Below are 23,927 nucleotides of genomic sequence, written 5' to 3'. Positions count from 1 at the left end.
TCCCTTTGATTTACTATATATGTAGGAGGAATAGAGATGAAAAGCGTACGCGAAATAATGACAGATGATGTTTCTTGTTGCTATGCAGGAGATACTATTTTTGATGCGGCATCAAAAATGAAAGAATTAAACGTAGGGGCTATCCCGATTGTGGATGACCAAAAAACTCTACTCGGAATGGTTACAGACCGAGATCTCGTTATAAGAGGCTATGCAAATAAAAAATCGGAAACAACAAATATAAAAGAAGTGATGAGTGAGCATTTACATTCTGTTTCCCCGGATGCGACTTTACAGGAAGCATCAAAGCTAATGGCAGACAAACAAATTAGGCGCCTTCCAGTAGTAGAAAATGGGAAACTAACAGGCATCGTATCCTTGGGTGATTTATCATTAGATAAGTATTCCGATCAAGCTGCAGGTCAAGCTCTTGAAGAGATTTCAGAACATACGAACGAGCTACATTAAAAAAGTGGTCAGAAAAACAGTCGTATATTGCAACCGTGCCGCCGTATTTTTTGGCGGCATTTCTTTTTGTTTATATGGAAATACAAAGGATGTTAAAAAGGGTATCGTTATATGTAAGGGAGTTGGATTCTATGAAAAAGATTGTATTATTGCTTTTCTTTTTCCTAATTTTATATGTGTTTTTAGAAGAAGACATCATTATTGAGGAAGAACCTCCAGTCGTTCAAGAAGAGAATCAAGAAATACATCAACAACAGGAAGAAAGAGAGGAGCAAAAGTCCGAATCGCCATCACAGGAATTGGAAGGGAACACATTTGATTTACTAAATCGTTCCGAAGAGGATTTAGTGAAGACGCTAGGGGAGCCTGATCGAAAAGATCCTACTGCATACGGATATGAATGGTATATCTATGAAAATTTAGAGGATCAATATATCCAAATTGGAATGGAAGATGGCCGCTCCACTACTATTTTTGCAACAGGTGGTAGCTTACAATTAAATCCCATAGCTATTGGAGATGACTACAATCAAGTAATGAAGGAATTTCCATTCAAGCAAACCGTTTCCTACCAAAATGATTCTGGGGAATTTCAGTTCAAGATAAACGACGAAGATATAAAGCAAAATCCGCTTGTTAAACTGGACGATGATTTATTTGCACAATTTTATTTTGATACATTTACGAATAGCCTTTCTTCTATTCGGATAATTACAGGGGAAACACTTTTAAGAATGAAACCATACGCCATTGAGTATTGGGGAACATTACCTGAAGAACAAAGCTTCACTAATGAAGAATGGAATGCAATACAACAAGCTAGAGAAAAACAAATATTTGCAATTACAAATGTGATACGAAGTCGCTTTCAATTGGAGGGCTTAGAATGGGATGAGAGTGTTTCTGAAGTAGCATATTTACACAGTGAAGACATGTCTAATCATAATTATTTTTCTCATACGTCTTTAAATGGAGATGGCTTAAAAGAACGTCTTGGTCGCAAAGATATTAAGTATTTATCTGCTGGCGAAAATATTGCAGCCCTTTATGTGGATGCTCCAGCAGCAGTAGAGGGATGGCTGAATAGTGAAGGGCACCGTAAAGCTATGTTAAATGAACAATTCACTCACTTAGGAACTGGAGTGCACAAAAACTATTATACTCAAAACTTTTTGCAAAAATTTTAGTTCCATCGCACAATTTATTCATCTCATACATAGGCTATGATAGAAAAGGTGTGTAAAGGTGAGGTGAAAAAATGGGTAAGCTTCATCCGAAAGTTTCTGAATTTAAAGCTTTTATCGAAAAACATCCCAAACTTATAAAGCATGTGCGGTCTAATAAAGAAAGCTGGCAACCTTATTACGAGAAGTGGTTATACTATGGTGAGGAGGATGAGTATTGGGAGCAATTTTCGGATCAAGGCAACGAAAAACAAACCGATGGAAATGGAAAACAATATGCTGAAATGTTTCAAAAAGTGTCTGGAATGTTAAATAATCTAGACTTAAATAAATTACAAGAGCAAATGTCTCAGTTAAATGGCGTATTATCTAATGTTCAATCCATACTACAGCAATATCAACAAAATAAACAACAACAGCCCTTCTTTCAATCAAAAAATAACCGGCCAAATCCCTTTAAATTCGGAAAGGATTAGGTGCTAATATGGATGGGAATGTTTACAGACAGCTGCAAAATCGACCGGACTTAATTCACTTTATTCGAATGAATCCAATTTGGTATAGAAGGCTAACAAGATATCCTGAAATGTTTCAGGCGTTAGAAAGTTCCTCTAAGCATTTTTATGGAAAAACGTTTTATCAACGAGTTGGTAAAGCAAACGATCGTTTAAATATGCTGATGATGCTTTTATCCATGGCAGAAGCAATGCAGGAACAGCAGGAATAGCACTTACAAAACCTAATTGGTATAGCCTTACAAGTTTAACCATTTCCTTTTATCTCCAAGTTTTGGTATGATAGATCTGGAGGTGGAAACATGCTTGCTACATTAGATATTGTTGATTTGTTCGATCGCTCTGAAGTGTTAGGTAAGATGATCTTACAATCTGAAACGTTTGAAAACTATTTAAAAGCAAAACATAAATTGGAAAATGATTTAGAAGCTCAAAAGCGAATCATCGCTTTTCAACGTATAAAAGAACAATATGAAGATGCACAACGATTTGGTCGTTATCATCCTGACTATACAAAAATCATGAAAGAAGTTAGGGAAGTTAAGCGGGAGATGGATCTAAACGAGACTGTTGCTGCTTACAAGCGTGCTGAAACGGAATTGCAAGCACTTTTAGATGATGTCAGTGCAGCTATTGCAGAGACGGTTAGCCCCTCCATTAAAGTGCCAAGAGATGGTGCACTATTCTCTGATAGTGGTTGTGGATGTGGAAGCGGCGGATCTTGTGGATGCTCTGCTTAAAGGATAGATAAACGTCTTATTTCGATGCGAAATAAGACGTTTTTTACTTTTTGAAACGCTTACGTTGACTATTGATGATTTTTATAATTTTTGCTAAACTTTAAAAAAAGTTGAATGGAGATTTCGAATGTGGACAAGTAGACAAGGCATGGTTATTTGGCTCAAAAATATGAAATATGTTCGTAAACTACGAAAATATGGTCACATGATTTATGCATCGAAAAATCAAAAATATATTGTAATATATACAAATCAAGAAGGTATAGAAGAAGTTAAATCTCAAATAGAAGGGCTACCATTTGTTGCAAAAGTCGACCTTTCTTTTAAGCCATTTATTAAAACAGAATATGAAAAAGTAAGTCATGATAAGTCGAAGGAATTTGATTATAAGTATGACTTGTAAAGAAGCATCACCCATGCGTATTACACGTAGGGTGGATGCTTCTTTTTGTTTAATAACGATTTTTTCCATTTTTGTTACTAAATCCGTTATAAATATAAATTAGCTAAGAATATCCCCAAACTCTCTTCATAAATTTCATCAAATTGAGTGATTGGTAACGGGTTTATTCCTTCACCAAGCTCTACCGTATATCCGGGACGCCTCCATGTTTGAATAAACCAATCTTTGTAACCTGCATGACTATCAATAGTTTGAACTGGATTATATCCACTTACACGTGCAAATTCGTTTACAATCGTTTCTGCTTCAGGAGGTTCTAAGTCTTCATAACCCCAATAAATAACTTCACCTTGAGTATGAAAGGCTAAAACACGTTCAAACATACGGTTGCCAGTAAGTTCTGCCATTGCTACAGCTTCTGGTTCCGTTAATGGAGCTCTGCCAGGGTAATCCCTTGGTGCTGGCTGTTGCTCTTTTCTTTCTCTCTCAATTTCCCAGTTCGCAGGGAATTGATTATTTAGATCCACTCCTCGGATATTCGCCTTCCAATTAGAAAAGTTGGTACGCCCATTATTGATTTGTAGCACCTGATCTCGAAACGGTTGTTCATTTGGAGGTCCGTTGATTACTAAATTTACACCATCTGGATTTACCATCGGTACAAGCGAGAACAAGGTTTGCTGATAGTATGGTAATACATTAAAGCCTCGAATTGGTTGTTCATTTGTTATAGCAAGTAAATAATCATTTAAAAAGGTCATAATAATTGGTGTGGTGATCCATTCATTCGCATGAAAAGAGCCATTCACGTGCACGCGCTTCGAACCAGATCCCACAACGATTTCAGGAATTGCTTTTCCCATTACCGATTGGCCGATTTCAAAAACACGGAGAAAGGGATAAATGTATTTTAGTTGACGCATATTTAGAATGAATTCTTCATACGTATAATTTTGTTTCCCTTGTACAACTCTCCATGTTACTTTACGGGGTAGGATAATACGTTGTCCTATCGATAACTGTGAAGGATTTACGTTTCGATTCATCATCAAAAGAGCCTGAAAATTAACATTTTGATATTGGGAGATTAGCCACAGATTGTCTCCTGATTGAACCTCATATGTTTCTGATATGAAACCTGGAATTTGTACATTTTGACCAACTACAAGCTGAGTAGGATTAATATTCGGATTCGAATCGATTAGGAGCTGTAATGGAATTTGAAAGGTTTGCATATATGCCCAAAGACTATCTCCAGGTGCAACTGTAATATTCATGGATGACCTCCTAACTTTTCATACTAAAAACAATATATGAATTGGATTTACCGATTATTTGTTTGATTTCTTAACACGTTAAAATATGCAATAAAAGGACGCTAAGAAGAATTATAAAAATTTTTTATAAAAAAAGGATTTTAATTGATGGTTAACTAATATTATAATAAAGGATAGAACTTAGAGGAAAAGGGGGGCTTTATAATGGCATTCATTATTACATCACCTTGCAAGGATGAGAAGGCTGCTGAATGTGTAGAGGTTTGTCCTGTTGAATGTATTGAAGAGGGCAAGGACATGTTTTATATTGATCCTGATATTTGTATTGACTGTGGAGCTTGTGAAGCTGTATGCCCGGTAGAAGCTATTTATCACGAGGACGATGTTCCAGACGGTGAGACAGAATATATTGAACTAAACCGAAAGTTTTTCCAAGAGTAAGTTTTTTTAATACAGACATAATTATGAAGAAATGGCATAAACAAATTTTCTTAGGGCTCCTAACTGGTTTATTTACAAATTAGTACGAGCCTAGGGATTATGTTTGTCCAGAGGGTCTTGATGATATGTCTTGTCAATCGATTACAGACTGTTTCCTAATCATAAGGAACAGTCTTTTTTCGTATAAAGGAGCTGTAATACATGAAAAAAATACCAATAACCGAAATAGAGGAATTTCAGTTTGGTCATGCTCAAGACATGAAAGCTGCAACAGGATGTACAGTTATCATAAATGCTGGCGGAGCGATTGGTGGTGTAGATGTCCGTGGCGGTTCTCCAGGTACTAGAGAAACAGACTTGCTAAATCCGCAAAACCTTGTAGAAGAAGTACATGCAGTATTTTTGTCCGGTGGAAGCGCGTACGGACTGGATGTAGGTAGTGGTGTCATGAAATTTTTAGAGGAGCAAGATATTGGCTTTGATGTTCAGGTTGCCAAAGTACCTATCGTTACAGGTGCCATTTTATTCGACTTGTATCCAGGGGATCCCACCGTACGTCCCGATTTAAAAATGGGCTATGAAGCGGCACAAAATGCTTTTAATAAAGACGTTTTAAAAGAAGGCAGTATTGGTGCAGGTACAGGTGCTACCGTTGGGAAATGCTTAGGTCCAAATTTTGCAATGAAGGGTGGCCTTGGTACTTATGCTGTCCAGATAGGAGATTTAAAAATTGGAGCAATAGTAGCGGTGAATTGTTTTGGTGATGTGGTAGATCCTGTGACTGGTGATGTAATAGCTGGTGTATTTGATTCTTCTAATCGAACGTTTTTACATACCGAGGATATATTACTTCAACAAACTCAGCAAAGTGATAAAACCAATCGTTTTAAAGGAAACACGACGATAGGTACAATTGTTACCAATGCGAAATTAACTAAGCCGCAAGCAAACAAAATTGCATCCATTGCACATGATGGCTTTGCCCGTACGATGCGACCATCCCATACATTAGTCGATGGTGATACAATTTTCACTCTAAGCTCGAATAAAGTGGATGCAGAATTAAATGTAGTTGGAATGTTAGCTGTAAACGTAGTGGAGCAAGCCGTATTAAATGCCGTAAAAGAAGCAAAAAGTGTACAATCTATCCTCTCCTATCAAGACATTAGGGAGGGATAGATTTTGGAATCCGCGAATTCCAAAATCATACTGTCAAAATTATCGATTTTTCAGTAAAATGGGTATTGACGTCATCTAAAGGTATAAAAGGGGATTCCAAATGAGTTCATATACAGAAACGAGAATTAACAAACAAGATCTTCTACCAAATCTTGCTGAGTTGTATGTAGAGATGGAAAAAGAACAGGATACACAACAGGCTAAAAAAGTAAGGGATTTAGCTCAAAAACTACAAAAGAAAGAGCTTATAATTGGATTTGCAGGACACTTTTCTGCCGGCAAATCAACCATGATTAATGAACTAGTAGGGGAAGATATTTTACCTTCGTCTCCTATTCCAACGAGTGCCAATGTCGTTAAAGTGAAGAATGGAAACCAATATGTTCGAATTTTTTATAAGGATAAAGCTGTACAATATAATAAACCATTTGATAAAGATACCATTAAAGCGTTAAGCAAAGACGGTGAAACGGTAAAAGCAATCGAAATTAGTAAATCAATATCTAGTTTACCTAAACATGTTGCCATTATGGATACACCAGGAATTGATTCATCCAATGATGCTGACCGTATTATGACAGAAGCCAATTTGCATGTTGTCGATGTCTTATTTTACGTTATGGACTACAATCATGTTCAGTCTGAGGTAAACCTTTCCTTTTTACGTGAAATGCAAGCGAGAGGGAAGACGTTTTATATCGTAATTAATCAAATTGATAAGCATCAAGAACAGGAGCTTAGCTTTCAAGCATTCCAAGAAAGCGTAAAAAGCGTTTTAACGAATTGGGGAATTAAGCCGGATGATATCTATTATACTTCGTTGCGCAATCAAACCCATCCCTACAATGAATTTAATCAGGTAAGGCAATGTTTTAACGAATATGCTTCGAAAATAGAAGGCATGGTAGAACAAACCGTTAAGCATTCGATGAAAACAATCATTAAAGATCACATTGCATACTTAACGGATTTGGAGCAATCCACTATTGATACATTGACAGACCAATTGGAACAATTGACTATTGGTGAGGAAGAAGCAGATGTATTAAAGGATGAACGTGATGCGGAACAATCTTACCGAGAAAGCTTGGATGGTATATTAAAAAATGCCTATTTAATGCCATATGAAAATCGAGAATTGGCTAAAGATTTTATAGAATCTCAACAACGAGACTTTAAAGCGGGTATGCTATTTGCAAAAAAGAAAACAGCACAAGTAAAAGAAGAGCGTTTGAACAATTTCTATACATCTTTACTTGAAACTGCTTCAAGGCAAATGGAAATGCATTTAAGAGATTTACTAATGAAATTTGTAAAGGAATATCGTATTTCCGATGAAGGTTTAATGCAACAGATCCAAAACTTTACGGTTTCATATGAAAAGGAACAATTACTATCAATCGTTAAACCAGGTGCAGAGGTAACTGGGAATTATGTTCTTGTATTCACAGAAGAAGTATCTGCAGATATTAAAAAATATGTTAAAGAAGCGACCTTTCCAATCTGGGACCGTATATTCGCTTTTATTAAACAAGAAGCGGACAAAAAGAAACAAAAGAGAAACGCTTTACAAGAACAACAAGCACAAGTAAGTATTTTAAAACAAAAACGAGATTCTATATATGACAGGTTAGAAAATAGGAACACAATTTTAATTCGTATTTTAAAAGGTAAAAGTGAATCGAATACGAACTATGTTGATCAAATCAATGTAGCGATTCAAAACGAGCTTGCAAAAGTGGAGCCAATCGAGCATCTAAGTGCAAATGTTGTGCAAAACGAGGAAAAACAAGAAACGACTTCACGGAGTAAGGAAAAAACTGTTTCGATAAATGTAGATAAAACGATAGAAATACTAGATAATACAGTAAGACTAATTAGTAAAGTGAAAGGATTTTCAACATTATCAGAGGATTTACAGAAAAAGAGTAAACGTTTAAAAAATCGTCATTTTACGGTTGCTTTATTTGGTGCATTCAGCGCAGGAAAATCATCGTTTGCAAATGCGTTATTAGGAGATGCCATTCTTCCTGTTTCACCAAATCCAACGACTGCAACGATTAATAAAATAAGTCCACCAACAGAAGAAAATCCTCATGGTACGGTTGTGGTCCAATTTAAGAAAGAAAGTCAGCTTTTGCAGGATGTAGAGCTAATCATTCGTGAGCAAAAGCAAACCTTCAACTCTTTAGGTGAATTAATAAAATGGCTACATGCAACGGATTTGTCTAAGGTGGTAGATGAAGAAGGAACAAAAAATCTATCCTTTCTACAAGCCTTAGTACTGGGCTATGATAACGTGAAGGACCAAATAGGACAGCAAATCTCCATACCATTAGAAGAAGCAAAGGCTTTTATAGCGGAGGAAAGGTTTGCTTGTTATGTAGAATGGATGGAAACATTTTATCAGTGTGCCTTTACGGACCAAAGCATTACGTTAGTCGATACGCCAGGTGCAGATTCTGTTAATGCACGACATACAGACGTTGCGTTTGAATACATTAAAGATGCGGATGCTATATTGTTTGTAACCTATTATAATCATGCATTTTCCAGAGCAGATCGTGAATTTTTAATACAACTTGGTAGGGTAAAGGATGTATTTAGTTTAGATAAAATGTTCTTTATTATAAATGCTGCAGATTTAGCGAAGGATGAACAGGAATTACAGCTCGTCCGTACGTATGTGGAAGAACAGCTGAGTCAATATGGTATTCGTAGTCCGAGGATGTTCGCACTATCCAGTAAGCGCGCTATAGAGGAGAAGAAAGGTAACGTAACCGATAAAGCATCTGGTATTTCAACCTTTGAAGAAAAGTTCAGTGCTTTTATCGATAAGGATTTAACCTATCTTTTTGTTCAGTCTGCTTTTCATGACTTAAAACGTGTAACGACAATGTTAAGAAAATACATCAATTCTGCATCACTAGATAAAGCGGAAAAGGAAAATATAAAAGGAAAATATGAACAGGACCAACAACACTTAGCATCAATCATTGATCAGTATGGAACAGATCGGATGGAGCAGTCCATTAAACAAGAGATTGAAGAGCTTATTTACTATATCCATCAAAGGTTATTTTTTAGGTTTTCGGATTTCTTTAAGGAGAGCATTAATCCGTCCACTATAAAATCAAACGGAAAAAAAGGGAAAATCGAGGTCCAACATGCATTTACTGAACTCTTAGCGTATTTAAATCATGATCTTATCCAAGAGCTTCAAGCAACCTCGCTTCGTATTGAAAACTTTATAAAGAAGTCTATAGTGGATTGGGTGCAAGAAGTAGAGAGAAAAGATGAAATGCAAGCATATGATTTCTCCTTTTCGGACGATTTTGAGGTAGTATTGGAATCTCCACAAGTTTCTGTTGATTTACAAGCAACAAACGATGGAAAATACGACAAAGCATTAAGTCTTTTTAAAAATACAAAATCATTTTTTGAATCCAACGAAAAAGAACAGATGAAAGATGCAATCGAAAAGCTACTGAAACCGATTGTAAAAAACATTTTAACGAACAAAGAACAAGAATTAGTTGCCTTTTTCCTGCCACAGTGTCAAAATGAACAAAGGCGAGTTAAAGAAAAAATGAAAAAATCGGTATTTGAATATTTTGATGGGCTGCTATATAACGTATCAGATAACGTGAATATAGAGCAATTGAAGTATATTTATGAACAAATAAAAGAACAAGCAGATATTTAGAAAAAAGTACCTGACACTTGTTTACGATGTATGTGTCAGGTACTTTTTTGTTCCGTGTTTTGCTTTGAAAAGTGTCCAATACTAGATTTTTATCCTATTTTACTTTAAAATTGCTAAAGTATGGTAAGTTTGATATACAGTTATTTGTTACATACTTAATGGATAGTCATGATACCTTAATCGTTTCGTATGGTTCCTGCGATAAGTGGTAACATATAAATGGATAACGAGGCTTTTCGACTTCCGTAATACTGGAAATCCTATTGAAGATGTAGAATTATCGAAAATGATGAACAGTAGTAAACGTTTAAATAAAAAGAGATAAAGAAAGATGGATAACTCTTAAATAATTTAGTGTAGTATATGATTCGCATATGAATTGTCAAAGCTTACGTAACCAATTAGGTTATAATACTTGACGAGATAGATAATTTTACGGCCAATAGGAAATAACAAATTTGTAAGGAGATTGAGAAATATTGAAGAATTTTAAAGACTTTGACATCAGTGAAGAAACATTAAGTGCATTATCAGCGATGGGTTTTGAAACGCCATCTCCTATCCAGGCACAGGCAATTCCGGTTGCTTTAACAGGTAGAGATGTAATTGGTCAAGCCCAAACAGGTACAGGTAAAACAACTGCTTTTGGTATTCCAATGATTGAGAAATTAAAAAAGGACGAGAAAAATATTCAAGGGGTTATTTTAGCTCCTACCCGTGAACTTGCAGTACAAGTGGCAGAAGAGTTAAATCGTATCGGAAGCAAGAAAAACATATTTACATTGCCAATTTATGGCGGACAAGATATTAATCGACAAATCCGTGCATTGAAAAAACGTCCTCAAATAATTTCAGCAACACCTGGTCGTCTAATAGACCATATTAAGCGAAAAACCATTCGACTTAATGATATTCATACAGTCGTACTTGACGAAGCAGATGAAATGCTAAATATGGGATTCATTGATGAAATTGAAGAAATTTTATCGGAAATTACTTCTGAGCACCATACAATGTTGTTCTCAGCAACAATGCCTCCGAAAATTGAGGCATTAGCTCGTAAATTTATGAAGGACCCTGAGCTAATTCGTGTAAAAGCGAAGGAAATGACTGTTAAAAATATTGAGCAGCATTATATTGATGTAAATGAGAAACAAAAATTTGACGTATTAACAAGACTGCTTGATATTCAGTCCCCAGAGCTCGCTATTGTTTTTGGTAGAACGAAAAAACGTGTAGATGAATTAACAGAGGGATTGAAAAAGAGAGGATATTCTGTAGAAGGTATCCACGGAGATTTATCACAAGCGAAGCGAGATCACGTTATTCGCTTGTTCAAAGAACAAACCATTGATATTATGGTCGCAACAGATGTTGCTGCTCGTGGTTTAGATATTTCCGGTGTAACACATGTTTACAACTTTGATATTCCACAGGATCCAGAAAGCTATGTACACCGTATTGGTCGTACTGGTCGTGCTGGAAATAAAGGTTTATCTGTAACCTTTGTAACACCACGTGAGATGGATCATTTACGTACAATTGAAAAAGTGACGAAAACGAGCATTGCGAGAAAGTCGATCCCAACATATAGTGATGTACTTGCAGGAAACAAAGAATCAGCATTAGAACAGCTTAAGGAAACTGCTGAGAGTGGGGATTTAAAGGAATATAAAATTTTAGCTGAAGGTTTATTAGAGGATATTGATTCGGTCTCCCTTGTATCCGCAGCTATAAAATTATTAACCAAAGAACCAGATACAACACCAGTACATCTTACTTCTGTTGCGCCACTTCGTTCTAAAAAGTCGAAGAATGATGGCAATCGCAATCGACGAGGAGATCGCCGCAATTATGATCGTAAGAGTAGAGATCGTAGAGACCGTCGTGGTAAAGAAGGAAGATATAATAAAGATCGTAATAACAATAATAAACGTAATCGTAACAAATAATAATAGGAAAGCTAATGATTGCTGGAAGCCTAAAGGTTCCTCCTATCAATCATTAGCTTTTTTTCTTACATAAGGGAGTATACCTTCTCATAACTATCTTTTCCTAGCAAAAAATGTTATACTCTATAGAGCATTTGACAAGTAATGGAGGATTTTGGAATGATTACAGTTAATAATGTAAGCTTGCGTTATGGAGATCGTAAGCTTTTTGAAGATGTAAATATAAAATTTACCCCTGGAAACTGCTATGGCCTTATTGGTGCTAATGGTGCAGGGAAATCCACTTTTTTAAAAATTTTATCTGGTGAATTAGAATCCCAAACAGGTGAAGTTAGCATAACGCCTGGTGAACGCTTAGCAGTATTAAAGCAAAACCACTTTGAATATGATGAGCATGAAGTGCTTCAAACGGTTATTATGGGTCACGCGAGACTTTATCAAATTACCCAGGAGAAAAATGCGATTTACATGAAAGAGGATTTTACCGACGAAGATGGTATTCGAGCAGCTGAGCTTGAAGGGGAGTTTGCGGAATTAAATGGTTGGGAAGCAGAATCAGATGCGGAAAAACTATTAATTGGCCTAGGTATTGATAAACACCAACATTATATGAAAATGGCAGAGCTATCAGGGTCCGATAAAGTGAAGGTATTATTAGCTCAAGCACTATTCGGTAATCCAGATATTCTACTATTAGATGAGCCAACAAACCACTTAGATATTAAAGCGATTCAATGGTTGGAGGAATTTCTGATCAACTTTGAGAACACCGTAATTGTTGTATCCCACGATCGTCATTTCCTTAACAAGGTTTGTACACATATTGCGGATATTGACTTTGGTAAGATTCAGCTTTATGTAGGTAACTACGATTTCTGGTACGAATCCAGTCAATTAGCTTTGAAAATGGCTCAAGAAGAAAACAAGAAAAAAGAAGACAAAATTAAGGACCTACAAAACTTTATTGCACGATTTAGTGCCAACGCATCAAAATCTCGTCAGGCTACATCACGTAAAAAACTATTAGACAAGATTACATTGGATGATATTAAACCGTCTTCCCGTAAATACCCGTATATTGCCTTCAAGCCAGATCGGGAAATTGGTAATGATTTATTACAAGTGGAAGGTTTGTCCAAAACAATTGATGGTGAAAAGGTACTAAATAATGTACGTTTTACGCTAAACAAAGGGGATAAAGTAGCCCTTGTTGGGGATAATGAAATTGCCAACACAACCCTATTGAAGATTTTAATGGGCGAAATGGAACCTGATGAGGGAACTTATAAATGGGGTGTAACAACATCTCAAAGTTATTTTCCAAAAGATAATGCCAAATACTTCGAAAATAATGAAATGAACTTAGTTGATTGGCTCAGACAATATTCACCGAACGATCAAACAGAAACATTTTTACGTAGTTTTCTAGGTAGAATGCTATTTTCTGGGGAGGAAGTTAAGAAAAAGGCCTCCGTTCTATCTGGAGGAGAAAAGGTTCGTTGTATGTTATCAAAAATGATGCTAAGTGGTGCAAATGTATTACTATTAGATGAACCAACGAACCATTTAGATTTGGAATCCATTACTGCTTTAAACAATGGTCTAATAAATTATAAAGGTTCTGTGATTTTCACTTCCCACGATCATCAGTTTATTCAAACCATAGCAAACCGAATTATTGAAATTACACCAAATGGTATGATGGATAAAGAGATGACTTATGATGAGTATTTAGAAAATCCAGATGTAGAAAAACAGTTAGCAACTTTAAAAAAATAACCTCGATTAATCGAGGTTATTTTTTTTGAGATGAGGGGTAATCTTTTCATTTTGATCTATTTGATTTACAATAAAGCAGTACATTAAAGGTTGAAAGGATATAAAATCATGATAAATCCATCACCAGAACCGATATTATTTATTACTGCGATAATATTAACCATTATGGCGACATACACTTCTGTAGATTTATTATCCCTTGTGAAATCTACCGAACGGAATAGTCAATTTTTATTTTTAGGTGGCATAGCTTCTATGTCCATTGGGCTATGGATCATGAACTTTTTAATCATGTCATCGGTCAATGAAAATGCGTTTGTTTCGTATGACATTCCATCAGCAATATTATCGTTCATTATTGGGATTACATTTACTTATACATCATTTTATCTATTTTTAAATAAACGTATCCATATGTTTCATTTGTTATTTGGTAGTTTATTTATGACAACAGCAGTAGTAAGCACGCATTTATTTGGTGTTTTTTCCTTACACTTGTCTATTCAATACAATCTTATTGTAACCGTCATATCGTTAACGATTGTATTTGCATCTTTTCTAATTACTTTTTGGTTGCTGTATTCCACTACAGCAACAGGTCCAAAAAAAGGATGGATAAGACCTCTAAGTAGTATCCTGATTACTATTGGCGCAGGACAAGCATATTACGCTTTAACTGTTGCAGCTACGATCAAAAGTGGGAATAACAGTGGGTTAGAAAATAATTTTGCTGGACAATCGATTGCCATATATATTGCATTGTTTATTTCCTTACTTATGCTAGGAGGATTATTACTCACCAACACACTTATAAGCAAACGATTAGAGAGACGAGACACCTATATCCGAGATATTTCTGCTGCGCTCGATGTTTCCTCCATTGTAGCAATTACAGATCCAAGAGGTAGGATTACGTATGCAAATGATAAATTTGTGGAAATATCTAAATATAGTAAAGAAGAGATTATCGGGCAAAATCATCGAATCCTGAATTCAGGCTATCATCCGAAATCCTTTTTTAAAGAACTATGGAAGACAATTGGGACTGGGCATGTGTGGAAAGGGGAAATTCGCAACAGAGCAAAAGACGGATCTTATTATTGGGTAGATACAACAATTGTTCCGTTTATGAATAGTAAAGGAAAACCTTATCAATATTTGGCCATTCGGAATGATATAACGGAAAAGAAAAAAACAGAGGAGCTCATTCATCGATCCGATAAGTTAGCAGTTGTTGGTCAATTAGCTGCAGGTGTCGCACATGAGATTCGAAATCCATTAACTTCGATGAAGGGATATGCTGAATTTCTTACATTGGATGAGGACAATAAAGAAAGAAAAGAGTATTTAGAAATTATTCTTGATGAAATTGAGCGTGTCGATACCATCGTTGAAGATTTTATGGTTTTAGCAAAACCAACTGTAGATAAAGTGGAGATACAAAATATTATCCCTGTTATGAAAGATGTCCTTTCCTTATTAGATTATGAGGCTAGAAAAGGGAAGATAAATTTACAATTCACATATAATCGCGAGGAAATAAATGCAGTTATTGATGAAAATAGAATGAAACAGGTATTTTTAAATTTTGTTAAAAATGCTATTGAGGCAATGCCAAATGGTGGCGACCTCTTTGTTAATATTACGGAAGAGGAGAACCAAATAGACATTCGAATTCAAGATACAGGTGTAGGCATAAAACCAGAAAAGCTAAAACGAATTGGAGAACCATTTTATACGACAAAAACATCAGGGACTGGACTTGGGTTGATGACTAGTTTTAAAATTGTTGAAAGCCATCGAGGCAACGTCTTTGTTGAAAGTGTTGAAAATAAGGGAACTGAATTTCATATTGTCTTACCAAAACCAGAACGAGGTTAAAAAAGTTCCGTCTACATAGTAGGCGGAACTTTTATTATCTATAAATTATGCAGCTGCTGTTCTATTTCATCTTTTCCAATTTGCTTATTAGCGGATTCTAGACGTTTATGTTCTTCAACTGAATCACCAGGAAATGTTTCTTGGTGATCTGCTGTAACATCGAAGGACGGCTGGACAGAGATTTCTGACTTCTTTGGTGCATTTGTCTCAAGCTTTTGCTGAATGTTATATTTTTTCTTCATATGATTACATACCCCTTTCTCCTTTATTTTATGGAATTTTGTAATCCTCATCCTGTGGTTTAGCTTTACCTAAAATTGCCCATAAAGTATGATATAGCTAGAAAAGGGGGAGAAAGTTGATCAACTTATTCGATATTCAAAAGGCGAGAGAGACGATTCAAGATACTATCCATACAACTCCTCTCATGACATCGAAACAATTATCAGAGAAATGTGGGAATAAAATTTTTATGAAGTGTGAACATTTACAAAAAACAGGTTCCTTTAAGATTAGAGGAGCTGCGAACAAGGTTATGCATGAAGCAAGGCATGGTGCTAAATATGTAACTGCTGCATCATCTGGTAACCATGGTCAAGCAGTAGCATATATAGCCCAGCAGCTAGGAATAAAAGCAAAAATTGTGATTCCAGAAGACGCTGCATTACCAAAAATACATGCCATTCGAGCTTATGGAGCATCTATTGAAAAATGTGGAACTACTTCCACTGAAAGAATCCCTAGAGCAAAAGAAATTGCGGAAAAAGAGAACGGTGTCTTTATCCCACCATATGACGACCCTTACATAATGGCTGGCCAAGGCACAATTGGTCTTGAAATTTTAGAACAAATGGAACATGTGGATATGGTTTTAGTACCAGTAGGAGGAGGAGGTCTAATTTCCGGTATCTTAACAGCAATCAAAGAAAGTAAGCCTTGTGTTAAAGTAATTGCCGTTGAACCAGAAATCGCCAATGATACATACTTGTCGCTACAAAATAAACAAATAACCTCAATTGGAGGATCGAGTACCATTGCTGATGGATTACGAACTTCACAACCAGGAGAGCTTACATTTCCAATTGTTCAAAAGTATGTAGATGATATTGTAGTTGTATCAGAAGAAGAGATTCGTGGGGCGTTTACATTTATTTTGGAACGTATGAAGCAACTCGTCGAGCCATCCAGTGCAACTGTTGTAGCTGCGGCAATGTACAGAAAATTAGGGGTTGAAAACAAACAAATTGTATCCGTGTTGTCTGGTGGTAATGTGGAATTAGGAAAGGTAGAAGATTACATTCTTTAGCATTATTCGGAAGGTTTGTTTAACTCCCAATATTCAATCCTCGGAACTTTATACAAAAACCAATAATCGTTCCAAAAGGAAACTGCAAGAAAGGATACCATTTTTATATCAAGTCCTTTAAACATACTGAGACACCTCCTATAAAATAGATAGGAAAGATGTATGCAGTTTACTGGTTGTCTTATTCATAAATTAAAGGAAAGCTGAAGTTAGGGACAAACCCTAATTTTTGCTTTTTTCTATTATGAAACGATCTCCAATTGTTATATTGTAGGTGTCTATTGTTCCCTTTGGTAACTCAATTGCAGCATTTGCACCTTTTACCGGCGGGATAACGCGCCAAGGTTTTACGTAAGGGTATATTTTAATGACGGAATTGTCTTTGTTCAGAAACACAACATCAATTGAAAAAAACATAAAGAACATATGTATCGAATTACACGGGATTAACAGGATTCCTTCTTTCGTAATTGGCTTTAATCGAAACATTAATCCCTTAAAACGTTTAAAAAACGTATCATATCGATAAATATCGAGAGGAAAGAAGATTCTCTGGTCATTTCTAATAATATCCATCTACTAACACACCTTCCAATCCTACCAAAAACATCATAGTGCTTTTTATTTGCAATCCATGCTATTATACATAAGCAGCGAGGAAAACGTTGCAAAATGGCTGATTGAACGAAGCAAAGGAAAAACAAAGCAATCATTCAATCTAAACCAAATATCCTCCAATCGGGAGACAGCCAGCCTGGTAAATACAAATAAAAAAAATTATATATGGGGGTAAATAGAATGAAAAATCTATTTAAAAAATTAGTAAAAGAAGAAAAAGGACAAGGTATGACAGAATATGGTTTAATTCTTGGACTTATCGCTTTAGCTGCTGTTGGAGTAATGGTTGTATTCGGTGATGAAATTAAAAACAAATTCAACGAAGTAATTACTTCTTTTAGAAATCCAGTTGCTGAAGATCCAGCAACAACAACTACAGTACAATAATATAAATAAAATCATAAATACTTTATAAATACTTTATAAATACTTTATAAATACAGCAACAACCCCTCTTTTCTTAAATCAATCATTTTTGAGAAGTGGGGTTGTTTTTAAATTAGGAGGGATAAGGAATGGTTGAAACAATCCTAATTCTAATTTTAATAATTTCCTTAATTACGGATATTAAAGAAAGAAGAATTTTGAATATCGTAACACTACCGACTATAGTGTTTGCTTTTAGCTATCATTTTATTAGTTCGGGATTAGACGGATTACTTTTTAGTGTTAGTGGCTTTTTCGTTGGAATTGGCTTACTACTAATTCCCTTTATTATGGGGGGGATGGGTGCAGGAGATGTGAAGTTACTTGCTGCAATTGGCGCACTGATGGGTAGTCTTTTTGTATTTTATGCCTTTATTTATACAGCGCTAATTGGTGGACTCATCGCAGTGATTTTATTAGCAAAGAAAAAAGAGCTTTTTTCATCATTTCGAAGAATGTTATTTGCCGCACAAACGAAAACATTAGACGGTGTTTATAAGGAAGATATGCATCATGCCTTTCCGTACGGTGTTCCTATTGTCTTTGGAACATTTCTTAATATGGGGGTACTTTTCTAATGATTAAGTCAGAGCGAGGTCAAGCTATTGTGGAGCTTGCTCTTGCGTTACCGATTCTTTTGTTATTAGTCTTTGGAATGATTGATTTTGGCCGAATTTTTCACACCTATTTGACATTAGAGCATGCAAGTCGAGAAGCAGCTAGAGTTGCAAGTGTTGGTGGCGATAACAATACGGTTTTACAAAATGTCTATCTTGTAGCGAATGCATTGGATAAGGAGCGGTTAGAAATTCAAATAACGCCCGAGGCCGATAGAGATAGAGGTTCTTATGTAACAGTAACAGCAATCTATCCGATAGAGATGATTACGCCATTTTTAGAAAAATTAGTAAATCAACCTTTTATAATTAAAGGAGAAACGGTAATGAGAGTGGAGTAAAGATGAAGGAATGGATAAAACGTGATGATGGTTCTGTAATGGTATTGGTTGCTTTTATTATGGTTGGTTTATTAGCTTTAATGGCATTAGTTATCGATGGTGGAAGCTTGTATTTGGAGAAAAATCGTCTGCAAAAGATAGCAGATGCTGCTGCTTTAGCTGGCGCTCAAGATTTACCTTCTTTTCCGGTAAGGGCTAATGACGCTATCGTAACAACAGCCAACAAAAATGGGACATTTTCGAATGTAACGATTGAGTTTCATAACGCAAACCATTCCCTACAGGTTTTTGCTGAAAAAGAAGTGAATCTTGTCTTTGGAAATGTATTGGGATTTAAGGACCCAACAATAACAGCAATTGCAAAGGTTGACTTATTGTCTTTAAGCTCGGTTACTGGTGCTATCCCATTAGGTGTTGAATATTCAGCTGATATAGTCCATGGAGAACTTGTGGAGCTAAAAGTAGGGGAAGCAACGATTGGGAATTTTGGTGCTTTAATTTTAACAGGGCCAGGTGCTAAAGATTTTGAGACAGATCTAACGCATGGATATGAATTTACTCTTGAAGTTGGAGACGTATTGGAAACAAAAACAGGGAAAATGACGCAGGCAACAAAGAGAGCGGTTGATTACAGAGTATCCCATTGCCCAGAAGCAACCTTTACAAATTATCAGTCCGATTGTGCTCGTGTATTGATGGTTCCAGTATATAAACCTGTTAACACTGGTATAGATAAACTTACAAAAGTGGAGGTCGTTGGTTTTGCATCGTTCTTTTTAGAAGGAACCTCACCAAACGACGACTCTGTTGTAATAGGGCGGTTTATTGAATCTACGCAAAAAGGCGATATCAACCGTAATCTTAAAAGTTACGGAGCATTTGGATACAAATTAACTCAGTAAAGAACGGATGGTGAAAGATGAAAAGTGTAAAAAAATTGTGGATTACCTCCTTGGTCTTAGGTTTTATATTGGCAACTTTTATGTTTGTTCTATTACAACCTAGAAACAATGTGGTAGAACAATCAGTGGATACGGAACAAAGAGCTTCTAATCATACGCCAACGGATAGTGTTTTGAGTTCAAAACCGAAAACGGAAGAACCAGTTGTCGAGGAAGGATTAAATCCAGGTGAGTCAAATGAAGGACAAGGGAATTCCGAGCTTAATGCTAGCGATTTTTCAATAGAGGAAGGGAAACGGGCGATGTCCATTCCAGTAAACGAAATTCAAAATGTAAGTGGGTATATTCGACCAGGCGATTACGTGGACATAGTCGCAATAATTCCTCCTATTAAAGGGGAAGTGGAAAATGCTCAAATTTTAATGCAAAAAATTAAAGTATTAGCAACAGGGAACGCTATACAAAACTCTACAGGGGAATCAGTGTCCAATAATACGTATCAATTAATTACATTAGAGGTTTTACCAGAAGAAGGAGCAGCATTAGCCTATGCATCCAACACGGGCTATTACACACTAATGTTAAGGGATAAGGAGGATAAAGGCGATTCTCCTCATATTCATGTAACGAAAGAGAATTTAAATAAAGGAGTGATTCCAAATTGATCAACTACTTTATTATTTCAGGGAACCAAAACGTAACGGAAAGCATCAAAAAATTACTGTATTATGAACGTAAATTCGCAAAAACTTTTTATCACATAGAAGAATTACGGGATTTTATATCTGTCGATGATTATGGTGTATTGTATATTGTGGAAAGTAACAGTTACGATTTATATGAAGTAAGTGGGGACATATCTCTTGAATACCCTAACTTAAAAGTGATCTTAATTGATAAATTAGAAAACATTGATTATAAAAAGGCAATGTATGTAGGAGCTACAGATATTATTAATGTTGACTTCAGTGAAGAAGAATGGAAGCAAGCATTAGTAAAAGCGGAAAGTATTATTGAAATGAAAATGGAAGACTTTGAAAAAAAGAGTGATAAAAAGCAAGGTCGCATCATTACGGTTGCAAGCACAAAAGGCGGGATCGGTAAAACAACCTTAAGCGTAAATCTAGGTGTTTCACTAGCACAAAGAAATGTAAAGGTCGTAATTGTAGACTTAGATTTACAATTTGGCGATGTGCCATTACTTTTAGATCTTCAACCAAAACAAACAATATATGAATGGTTAAAAGAATCATATGAAAATGGAGATGGTAAGGTAACTCCTTATTTAACATCGGATAAAAAATCCAATATTACCATCCTATCTGCACCAACATTACCAGAGTTTGCAGAATTAATTACTGGCGAGCACATTACCAACATTTTTAATCAACTTCAAAAGGACTTTGATGTGATTATAGTCGATACACCCCCATCATTTGTAGAGACAAGCCTAGTTGCCCTAGAAAATGCCGATGATATTTTACTCATTACATCTTTAGACTTACCATCCCTTAAAAATGGGAAGTTAGCAATGGATACGTTTAAGCTTCTCGAATTTAAAGATAAAGTAAAAATTATATTAAACCGAGAGACTCCAATGGATGGAATGGACGCTGAAACAGTTGAAAGCATTTTAGGACAAAAAATGGAAGCAAGTATTCCTAGTGATTATAAAACAGTCATTAGTTCAATTAACTTAGGGGTTCCCTTTGTGTTGGGAGCATCGAAAACCGCTGTCGCTAAAGGAGTGGAAAAATTAATAAATCAACTAATGACAGAAAAGGAACCAAAAAAGAAAAAAGACAAAAAACGATTTGCCTTTAGACGAAAGAAAAACAATAAATTATAGAAAAGAAGGTGTACTTCATGTCATTGCTACAAAGGCTAAATGACAAAAATTCAAATTATACTATGAGTGCATCGAATACCAAAGGGTCTTCTAATCAAAAGGAAAGTACACGTAAACCAGAGCATGAGTTAAAGACACTGCTTCGAGATCATTTAATTACGGAGCTGAAAAAGAATAATCATCTTGATGATGATGAGCAAATGAACTACTTACAACAAGAAGCAACTGCGTTTTTAAATCAAGAAGGGGAACGTCTAACGTTTGAAACAAAAAAATCATTTATTGAGGATATTGCAAACGAATTAACGGGTTATGGGCCGATAACACCATTCTTAAAAGATCCCAATGTATCTGAAATTATGGTAAATGGTGCAAATAGCATTTATGTTGAAAGCAAGGGGAAGCTTGTAAAAACATCGTCGTATTTTCGTGATGAGGATCACGTACTGCAAGTAATCGAGAAGATTGTTTCACCATTAGGAAGAAGAATTGATGAAAGTAGTCCTATGGTAGACGCCAGATTACCTGATGGCTCTCGCGTGAATGCAATCATTCCTCCTCTTGCCTTAAATGGCCCAACGATTACGATTCGTAAGTTTCCACAAGATCGATTAAAAATAGAAGACCTTGTCCAATTTGGTACGCTGAGTGAAAACATGGCACAGTTTCTTCAAGCATGTGTTCAAGCACGTTTAAATATCTTTATAAGTGGTGGGACTGGATCAGGTAAAACAACTTTATTAAATGTATTATCTACCTTTATTCCACACGATGAGCGAATTGTTACGATAGAAGATGCTGCTGAGCTGCAATTGTCTCAAGACCATGTTATTTCATTAGAAACCAGACCTCCAAATATTGAAGGAAGAGGCTCCATTTCCATACGAGACCTTGTTCGAAATTCGCTACGTATGAGACCTGACCGAATCGTGATTGGGGAAGTTCGGAGTGCTGAAGCGTTGGATATGCTTCAGGCAATGAATACAGGACATGACGGGTCATTAGCTACAGGACATGCAAACTCTCCAAGAGATATGCTTTCTCGTCTTGAAACAATGGTATTAATGGCGGGGATGGATTTACCAGTTCGAGCAATTAGAGAGCAAATATCAGGTGCGATTGACCTAATTATTCAGCAAACCCGCCTTAAAGATGGAACCCGTAAAATCACGCACATTTCAGAAGTAGTCGGAATGGAAGGGGATACGATAACCCTTCAGGATATATTCGTTTATAAACAAACCGGTACTACCCCTGATGGTAAAATAGTTGGCCACTTTGTATCAACCGGAATTCGCCCATCTTGTATCGATAAAATAAAGAGCTACAATATAGAAATTCCAACAGAGTGGTTTCGTGAGGAGTGGTAATTATATGTTTTTTCTTTTCGTATTTATAGCTAGTACGTTAAGTGTTGGAGCAATTGGTACTATTATAATGAACAAAAATAAACGAATCGAAAAACGAATTGAAACGTTTATCAACCAAGAGCCTGTTGCAAATGACACGATGTCTATTGTTGGTGAAAATAGAAATAAGGATAAATCTTTAGCACCTAGAATCCTTCGAACATTTTCCAAGTATTTTAAAGGCAAGCGTTTTTCTAGAAAGTGGGAAGTTACATTAGAACAATCTGGTATTCCTTTAAAACCAGAGGAATTTTTATCAATCAGAATAGTAGCTGCTGTAATCCTTTTCTTCATTACTTTAGTATTGAAAATGTCTGGCCTGTTCGTCCTTATATTACCTGGATTAGGATGGATTTTACCAGTTCTTTATGTGCAATCAAAGGGTAAAAAGAGAATTCAGGCTTGTTCTACTCAACTGCCTCAAGCACTAGGAACATTAAGTACTGCAATGAAGTCAGGATTTAGTTTTTTACAAGCCATGCAAATTGTATCAAAGGAAGTAGATGGTCCTTTAGGTACCGAATTTGCTAAAACAATTCGAGAAATGAATCTTGGAATTTCCACAGAAGAGGCATTTCAAAACTTGCTCCATCGATTACCAAATAAAGATTTAAAGATCGTGGTTACTGCTGTAATCATTCAAAAAGCTACAGGAGGTAATTTAGCTAAACTATTTGAAACAATTGAAGAAACCATTAATGAGAGAATTCGAATTAAAGATGAATTAAGAACATTGACTTCTCAAGGAAAAATGTCAGCATGGGTTATTACGTTATTACCAATCGTTATTGGCTTACTGCTTAATGTAATTAGTCCAGACTATTTTCAACCGATGATTACGCATCCGTTAGGAATTGTACTGTTGATTCTAGGCTGTCTTTCAGGTCTAATTGGTTGGGTCATCATTCAAAAGATTGTTCGAATTGAGGTGTAA

At 35.8% G+C, this 23,927-nt stretch carries 25 protein-coding genes; 21 read left to right on the top strand and 4 right to left on the bottom strand.

Annotated features, from left to right (window positions below; translation table 11 throughout):
• Positions 1-36: 36 nt before the first annotated feature.
• The 6 genes from C1A05_RS06860 (at position 37) to C1A05_RS06835 (ending at position 3,310) form a co-directional block, all read left to right on the top strand.
• Complete coding sequence (locus tag C1A05_RS06860; protein ID WP_102027467.1) at positions 37-468, top strand: CBS domain-containing protein; 432 nt, start codon at positions 37-39, stop codon at positions 466-468.
• A gap of 131 nt (positions 469-599) precedes the next feature.
• On the top strand, positions 600-1,655 hold the full coding sequence (locus C1A05_RS06855; protein ID WP_159462014.1) for a CAP domain-containing protein: 1,056 nt from the start codon (positions 600-602) through the stop codon (positions 1,653-1,655).
• Positions 1,656-1,726: 71 nt separating this feature from the next.
• The gene (gene ylbD / locus C1A05_RS06850) at positions 1,727-2,128 is read left to right on the top strand and encodes a spore coat protein YlbD (RefSeq protein ID WP_102027465.1); all 402 of its coding nucleotides are present in this window, start codon (positions 1,727-1,729) and stop codon (positions 2,126-2,128) included.
• Between the two features lie 8 nt (positions 2,129-2,136).
• Positions 2,137-2,379: a YlbE-like family protein gene (locus tag C1A05_RS06845; RefSeq protein ID WP_102027464.1), complete on the top strand. Its 243-nt coding sequence runs from the start codon at positions 2,137-2,139 to the stop codon at positions 2,377-2,379.
• Between the two features lie 90 nt (positions 2,380-2,469).
• A complete protein-coding gene (locus C1A05_RS06840; protein WP_102027463.1) occupies positions 2,470-2,907 on the top strand; it encodes a YlbF family regulator in 438 nt (145 codons plus the stop codon).
• A 127-nt stretch (positions 2,908-3,034) separates the two neighbouring features.
• Positions 3,035-3,310 carry a YlbG family protein gene (locus C1A05_RS06835; protein WP_102027462.1) on the top strand — a complete coding sequence of 92 codons (276 nt, stop codon included), beginning with the start codon at positions 3,035-3,037 and terminating at the stop codon, positions 3,308-3,310.
• Positions 3,311-3,396: 86 nt separating this feature from the next.
• On the opposite strand, the gene C1A05_RS06830 is transcribed toward C1A05_RS06835, so the two are convergent.
• Complete coding sequence (locus tag C1A05_RS06830) at positions 3,397-4,587, bottom strand: M14 family metallopeptidase (RefSeq protein ID WP_102027461.1); 1,191 nt, start codon at positions 4,585-4,587, stop codon at positions 3,397-3,399.
• Between the two features lie 204 nt (positions 4,588-4,791).
• Here C1A05_RS06830 and C1A05_RS06825 point away from each other — a divergent pair, with 204 nt between their 5' ends.
• From C1A05_RS06825 to C1A05_RS06800, 6 genes are all read left to right on the top strand, one after another.
• Positions 4,792-5,028, top strand: coding sequence for an indolepyruvate ferredoxin oxidoreductase subunit alpha (locus tag C1A05_RS06825; protein WP_102027460.1), 237 nt, complete (start codon positions 4,792-4,794; stop codon positions 5,026-5,028).
• A 201-nt stretch (positions 5,029-5,229) separates the two neighbouring features.
• Entirely contained in the window at positions 5,230-6,207 is a 978-nt protein-coding gene (locus C1A05_RS06820; protein WP_102027459.1) for a P1 family peptidase, read from the top strand.
• A gap of 100 nt (positions 6,208-6,307) precedes the next feature.
• On the top strand, positions 6,308-9,913 hold the full coding sequence (locus tag C1A05_RS06815; RefSeq protein WP_102027458.1) for a dynamin family protein: 3,606 nt from the start codon (positions 6,308-6,310) through the stop codon (positions 9,911-9,913).
• Positions 9,914-10,392: 479 nt separating this feature from the next.
• Complete coding sequence (locus C1A05_RS06810) at positions 10,393-11,865, top strand: DEAD/DEAH box helicase (RefSeq protein ID WP_304528546.1); 1,473 nt, start codon at positions 10,393-10,395, stop codon at positions 11,863-11,865.
• Between the two features lie 159 nt (positions 11,866-12,024).
• Positions 12,025-13,644: an ABC-F family ATP-binding cassette domain-containing protein gene (locus tag C1A05_RS06805; protein ID WP_102027457.1), complete on the top strand. Its 1,620-nt coding sequence runs from the start codon at positions 12,025-12,027 to the stop codon at positions 13,642-13,644.
• Positions 13,645-13,752: 108 nt separating this feature from the next.
• Entirely contained in the window at positions 13,753-15,525 is a 1,773-nt protein-coding gene (locus tag C1A05_RS06800; protein WP_102027456.1) for an ATP-binding protein, read from the top strand.
• Between the two features lie 38 nt (positions 15,526-15,563).
• Here the strand turns inward: C1A05_RS06800 and C1A05_RS06795 are convergent, their stop codons facing one another.
• Positions 15,564-15,767 carry a hypothetical protein gene (locus C1A05_RS06795; RefSeq protein ID WP_102027455.1) on the bottom strand — a complete coding sequence of 68 codons (204 nt, stop codon included), beginning with the start codon at positions 15,765-15,767 and terminating at the stop codon, positions 15,564-15,566.
• A 116-nt stretch (positions 15,768-15,883) separates the two neighbouring features.
• On the opposite strand from C1A05_RS06795, the gene C1A05_RS06790 reads away from it, so the two are divergent.
• A complete protein-coding gene (locus tag C1A05_RS06790; RefSeq protein ID WP_102027454.1) occupies positions 15,884-16,831 on the top strand; it encodes a threonine ammonia-lyase in 948 nt (315 codons plus the stop codon).
• A 2-nt stretch (positions 16,832-16,833) separates the two neighbouring features.
• Here C1A05_RS06790 and C1A05_RS18410 read toward each other — a convergent pair whose 3' ends face one another.
• A complete protein-coding gene (locus tag C1A05_RS18410; RefSeq protein ID WP_255398291.1) occupies positions 16,834-16,956 on the bottom strand; it encodes a hypothetical protein in 123 nt (40 codons plus the stop codon).
• 97 nt (positions 16,957-17,053) lie between these two features.
• Positions 17,054-17,407 (bottom strand): DUF192 domain-containing protein, encoded by a 354-nt coding sequence (locus C1A05_RS06785; protein WP_102027453.1) that lies wholly within the window; start codon positions 17,405-17,407, stop codon positions 17,054-17,056.
• Positions 17,408-17,629: 222 nt separating this feature from the next.
• Here C1A05_RS06785 and C1A05_RS06780 point away from each other — a divergent pair, with 222 nt between their 5' ends.
• The 8 genes from C1A05_RS06780 to C1A05_RS06745 all read left to right on the top strand — a co-directional run bounded on the left by C1A05_RS06780 (position 17,630) and on the right by C1A05_RS06745 (position 23,927).
• Positions 17,630-17,836, top strand: a complete 207-nt coding sequence (locus tag C1A05_RS06780) for a Flp family type IVb pilin (protein ID WP_102027452.1) — start codon at positions 17,630-17,632, stop codon at positions 17,834-17,836.
• Positions 17,837-17,964: 128 nt separating this feature from the next.
• Positions 17,965-18,453: an A24 family peptidase gene (locus C1A05_RS06775; RefSeq protein WP_102027451.1), complete on the top strand. Its 489-nt coding sequence runs from the start codon at positions 17,965-17,967 to the stop codon at positions 18,451-18,453.
• Positions 18,453-18,833, top strand: a complete 381-nt coding sequence (locus tag C1A05_RS06770) for a TadE/TadG family type IV pilus assembly protein (protein WP_102027450.1) — start codon at positions 18,453-18,455, stop codon at positions 18,831-18,833. Before C1A05_RS06775 ends, C1A05_RS06770 begins: the two co-directional genes overlap by 1 nt.
• Positions 18,834-18,835: 2 nt before the next feature.
• Positions 18,836-19,735 carry a pilus assembly protein TadG-related protein gene (locus C1A05_RS06765; protein ID WP_102027449.1) on the top strand — a complete coding sequence of 300 codons (900 nt, stop codon included), beginning with the start codon at positions 18,836-18,838 and terminating at the stop codon, positions 19,733-19,735.
• Between the two features lie 17 nt (positions 19,736-19,752).
• The gene (cpaB, locus tag C1A05_RS06760; RefSeq protein ID WP_102027448.1) at positions 19,753-20,400 is read left to right on the top strand and encodes a Flp pilus assembly protein CpaB; all 648 of its coding nucleotides are present in this window, start codon (positions 19,753-19,755) and stop codon (positions 20,398-20,400) included.
• Positions 20,397-21,584: an AAA family ATPase gene (locus C1A05_RS06755; RefSeq protein ID WP_102027447.1), complete on the top strand. Its 1,188-nt coding sequence runs from the start codon at positions 20,397-20,399 to the stop codon at positions 21,582-21,584. The genes cpaB and C1A05_RS06755 overlap by 4 nt, the downstream gene beginning before the upstream one ends.
• Before the next feature lie 17 nt (positions 21,585-21,601).
• Positions 21,602-22,954 carry a CpaF family protein gene (locus C1A05_RS06750; protein WP_102027446.1) on the top strand — a complete coding sequence of 451 codons (1,353 nt, stop codon included), beginning with the start codon at positions 21,602-21,604 and terminating at the stop codon, positions 22,952-22,954.
• A gap of 4 nt (positions 22,955-22,958) precedes the next feature.
• Positions 22,959-23,927, top strand: a complete 969-nt coding sequence (locus C1A05_RS06745) for a type II secretion system F family protein (protein WP_102027445.1) — start codon at positions 22,959-22,961, stop codon at positions 23,925-23,927.

Source organism: Salirhabdus sp. Marseille-P4669, from assembly GCF_900240405.1.
GTDB lineage: Bacteria > Bacillota > Bacilli > Bacillales > Alkalibacillaceae > OEQK01.
This window is presented reverse-complemented; position numbering and strand designations above follow the sequence as displayed.

Excerpts from the sequence above, each read along its gene's own strand:
- C1A05_RS06835 (WP_102027462.1), top strand. The coding sequence starts at position 3,035 with ATGTGGACAAGTAGACAAGGCATGGTTATTTGGCTCAAAAATATGAAA.
- C1A05_RS18410 (WP_255398291.1), bottom strand. The coding sequence starts at position 16,956 with ATGTTTAAAGGACTTGATATAAAAATGGTATCCTTTCTTGCAGTTTCC.
- C1A05_RS06855 (WP_159462014.1), top strand. The coding sequence starts at position 600 with ATGAAAAAGATTGTATTATTGCTTTTCTTTTTCCTAATTTTATATGTG.
- C1A05_RS06745 (WP_102027445.1), top strand. The coding sequence starts at position 22,959 with ATGTTTTTTCTTTTCGTATTTATAGCTAGTACGTTAAGTGTTGGAGCA.
- C1A05_RS06825 (WP_102027460.1), top strand. The coding sequence starts at position 4,792 with ATGGCATTCATTATTACATCACCTTGCAAGGATGAGAAGGCTGCTGAA.
- C1A05_RS06765 (WP_102027449.1), top strand. The coding sequence starts at position 18,836 with ATGAAGGAATGGATAAAACGTGATGATGGTTCTGTAATGGTATTGGTT.
- ylbD (WP_102027465.1), top strand. The coding sequence starts at position 1,727 with ATGGGTAAGCTTCATCCGAAAGTTTCTGAATTTAAAGCTTTTATCGAA.
- C1A05_RS06780 (WP_102027452.1), top strand. The coding sequence starts at position 17,630 with ATGAAAAATCTATTTAAAAAATTAGTAAAAGAAGAAAAAGGACAAGGT.
- C1A05_RS06840 (WP_102027463.1), top strand. The coding sequence starts at position 2,470 with ATGCTTGCTACATTAGATATTGTTGATTTGTTCGATCGCTCTGAAGTG.
- C1A05_RS06795 (WP_102027455.1), bottom strand. The coding sequence starts at position 15,767 with ATGAAGAAAAAATATAACATTCAGCAAAAGCTTGAGACAAATGCACCA.
- C1A05_RS06820 (WP_102027459.1), top strand. The coding sequence starts at position 5,230 with ATGAAAAAAATACCAATAACCGAAATAGAGGAATTTCAGTTTGGTCAT.
- C1A05_RS06860 (WP_102027467.1), top strand. The coding sequence starts at position 37 with ATGAAAAGCGTACGCGAAATAATGACAGATGATGTTTCTTGTTGCTAT.
- C1A05_RS06785 (WP_102027453.1), bottom strand. The coding sequence starts at position 17,407 with ATGGATATTATTAGAAATGACCAGAGAATCTTCTTTCCTCTCGATATT.
- C1A05_RS06770 (WP_102027450.1), top strand. The coding sequence starts at position 18,453 with ATGATTAAGTCAGAGCGAGGTCAAGCTATTGTGGAGCTTGCTCTTGCG.
- C1A05_RS06815 (WP_102027458.1), top strand. The coding sequence starts at position 6,308 with ATGAGTTCATATACAGAAACGAGAATTAACAAACAAGATCTTCTACCA.
- C1A05_RS06830 (WP_102027461.1), bottom strand. The coding sequence starts at position 4,587 with ATGAATATTACAGTTGCACCTGGAGATAGTCTTTGGGCATATATGCAA.
- C1A05_RS06750 (WP_102027446.1), top strand. The coding sequence starts at position 21,602 with ATGTCATTGCTACAAAGGCTAAATGACAAAAATTCAAATTATACTATG.
- C1A05_RS06800 (WP_102027456.1), top strand. The coding sequence starts at position 13,753 with ATGATAAATCCATCACCAGAACCGATATTATTTATTACTGCGATAATA.
- C1A05_RS06845 (WP_102027464.1), top strand. The coding sequence starts at position 2,137 with ATGGATGGGAATGTTTACAGACAGCTGCAAAATCGACCGGACTTAATT.
- cpaB (WP_102027448.1), top strand. The coding sequence starts at position 19,753 with ATGAAAAGTGTAAAAAAATTGTGGATTACCTCCTTGGTCTTAGGTTTT.
- C1A05_RS06805 (WP_102027457.1), top strand. The coding sequence starts at position 12,025 with ATGATTACAGTTAATAATGTAAGCTTGCGTTATGGAGATCGTAAGCTT.
- C1A05_RS06775 (WP_102027451.1), top strand. The coding sequence starts at position 17,965 with ATGGTTGAAACAATCCTAATTCTAATTTTAATAATTTCCTTAATTACG.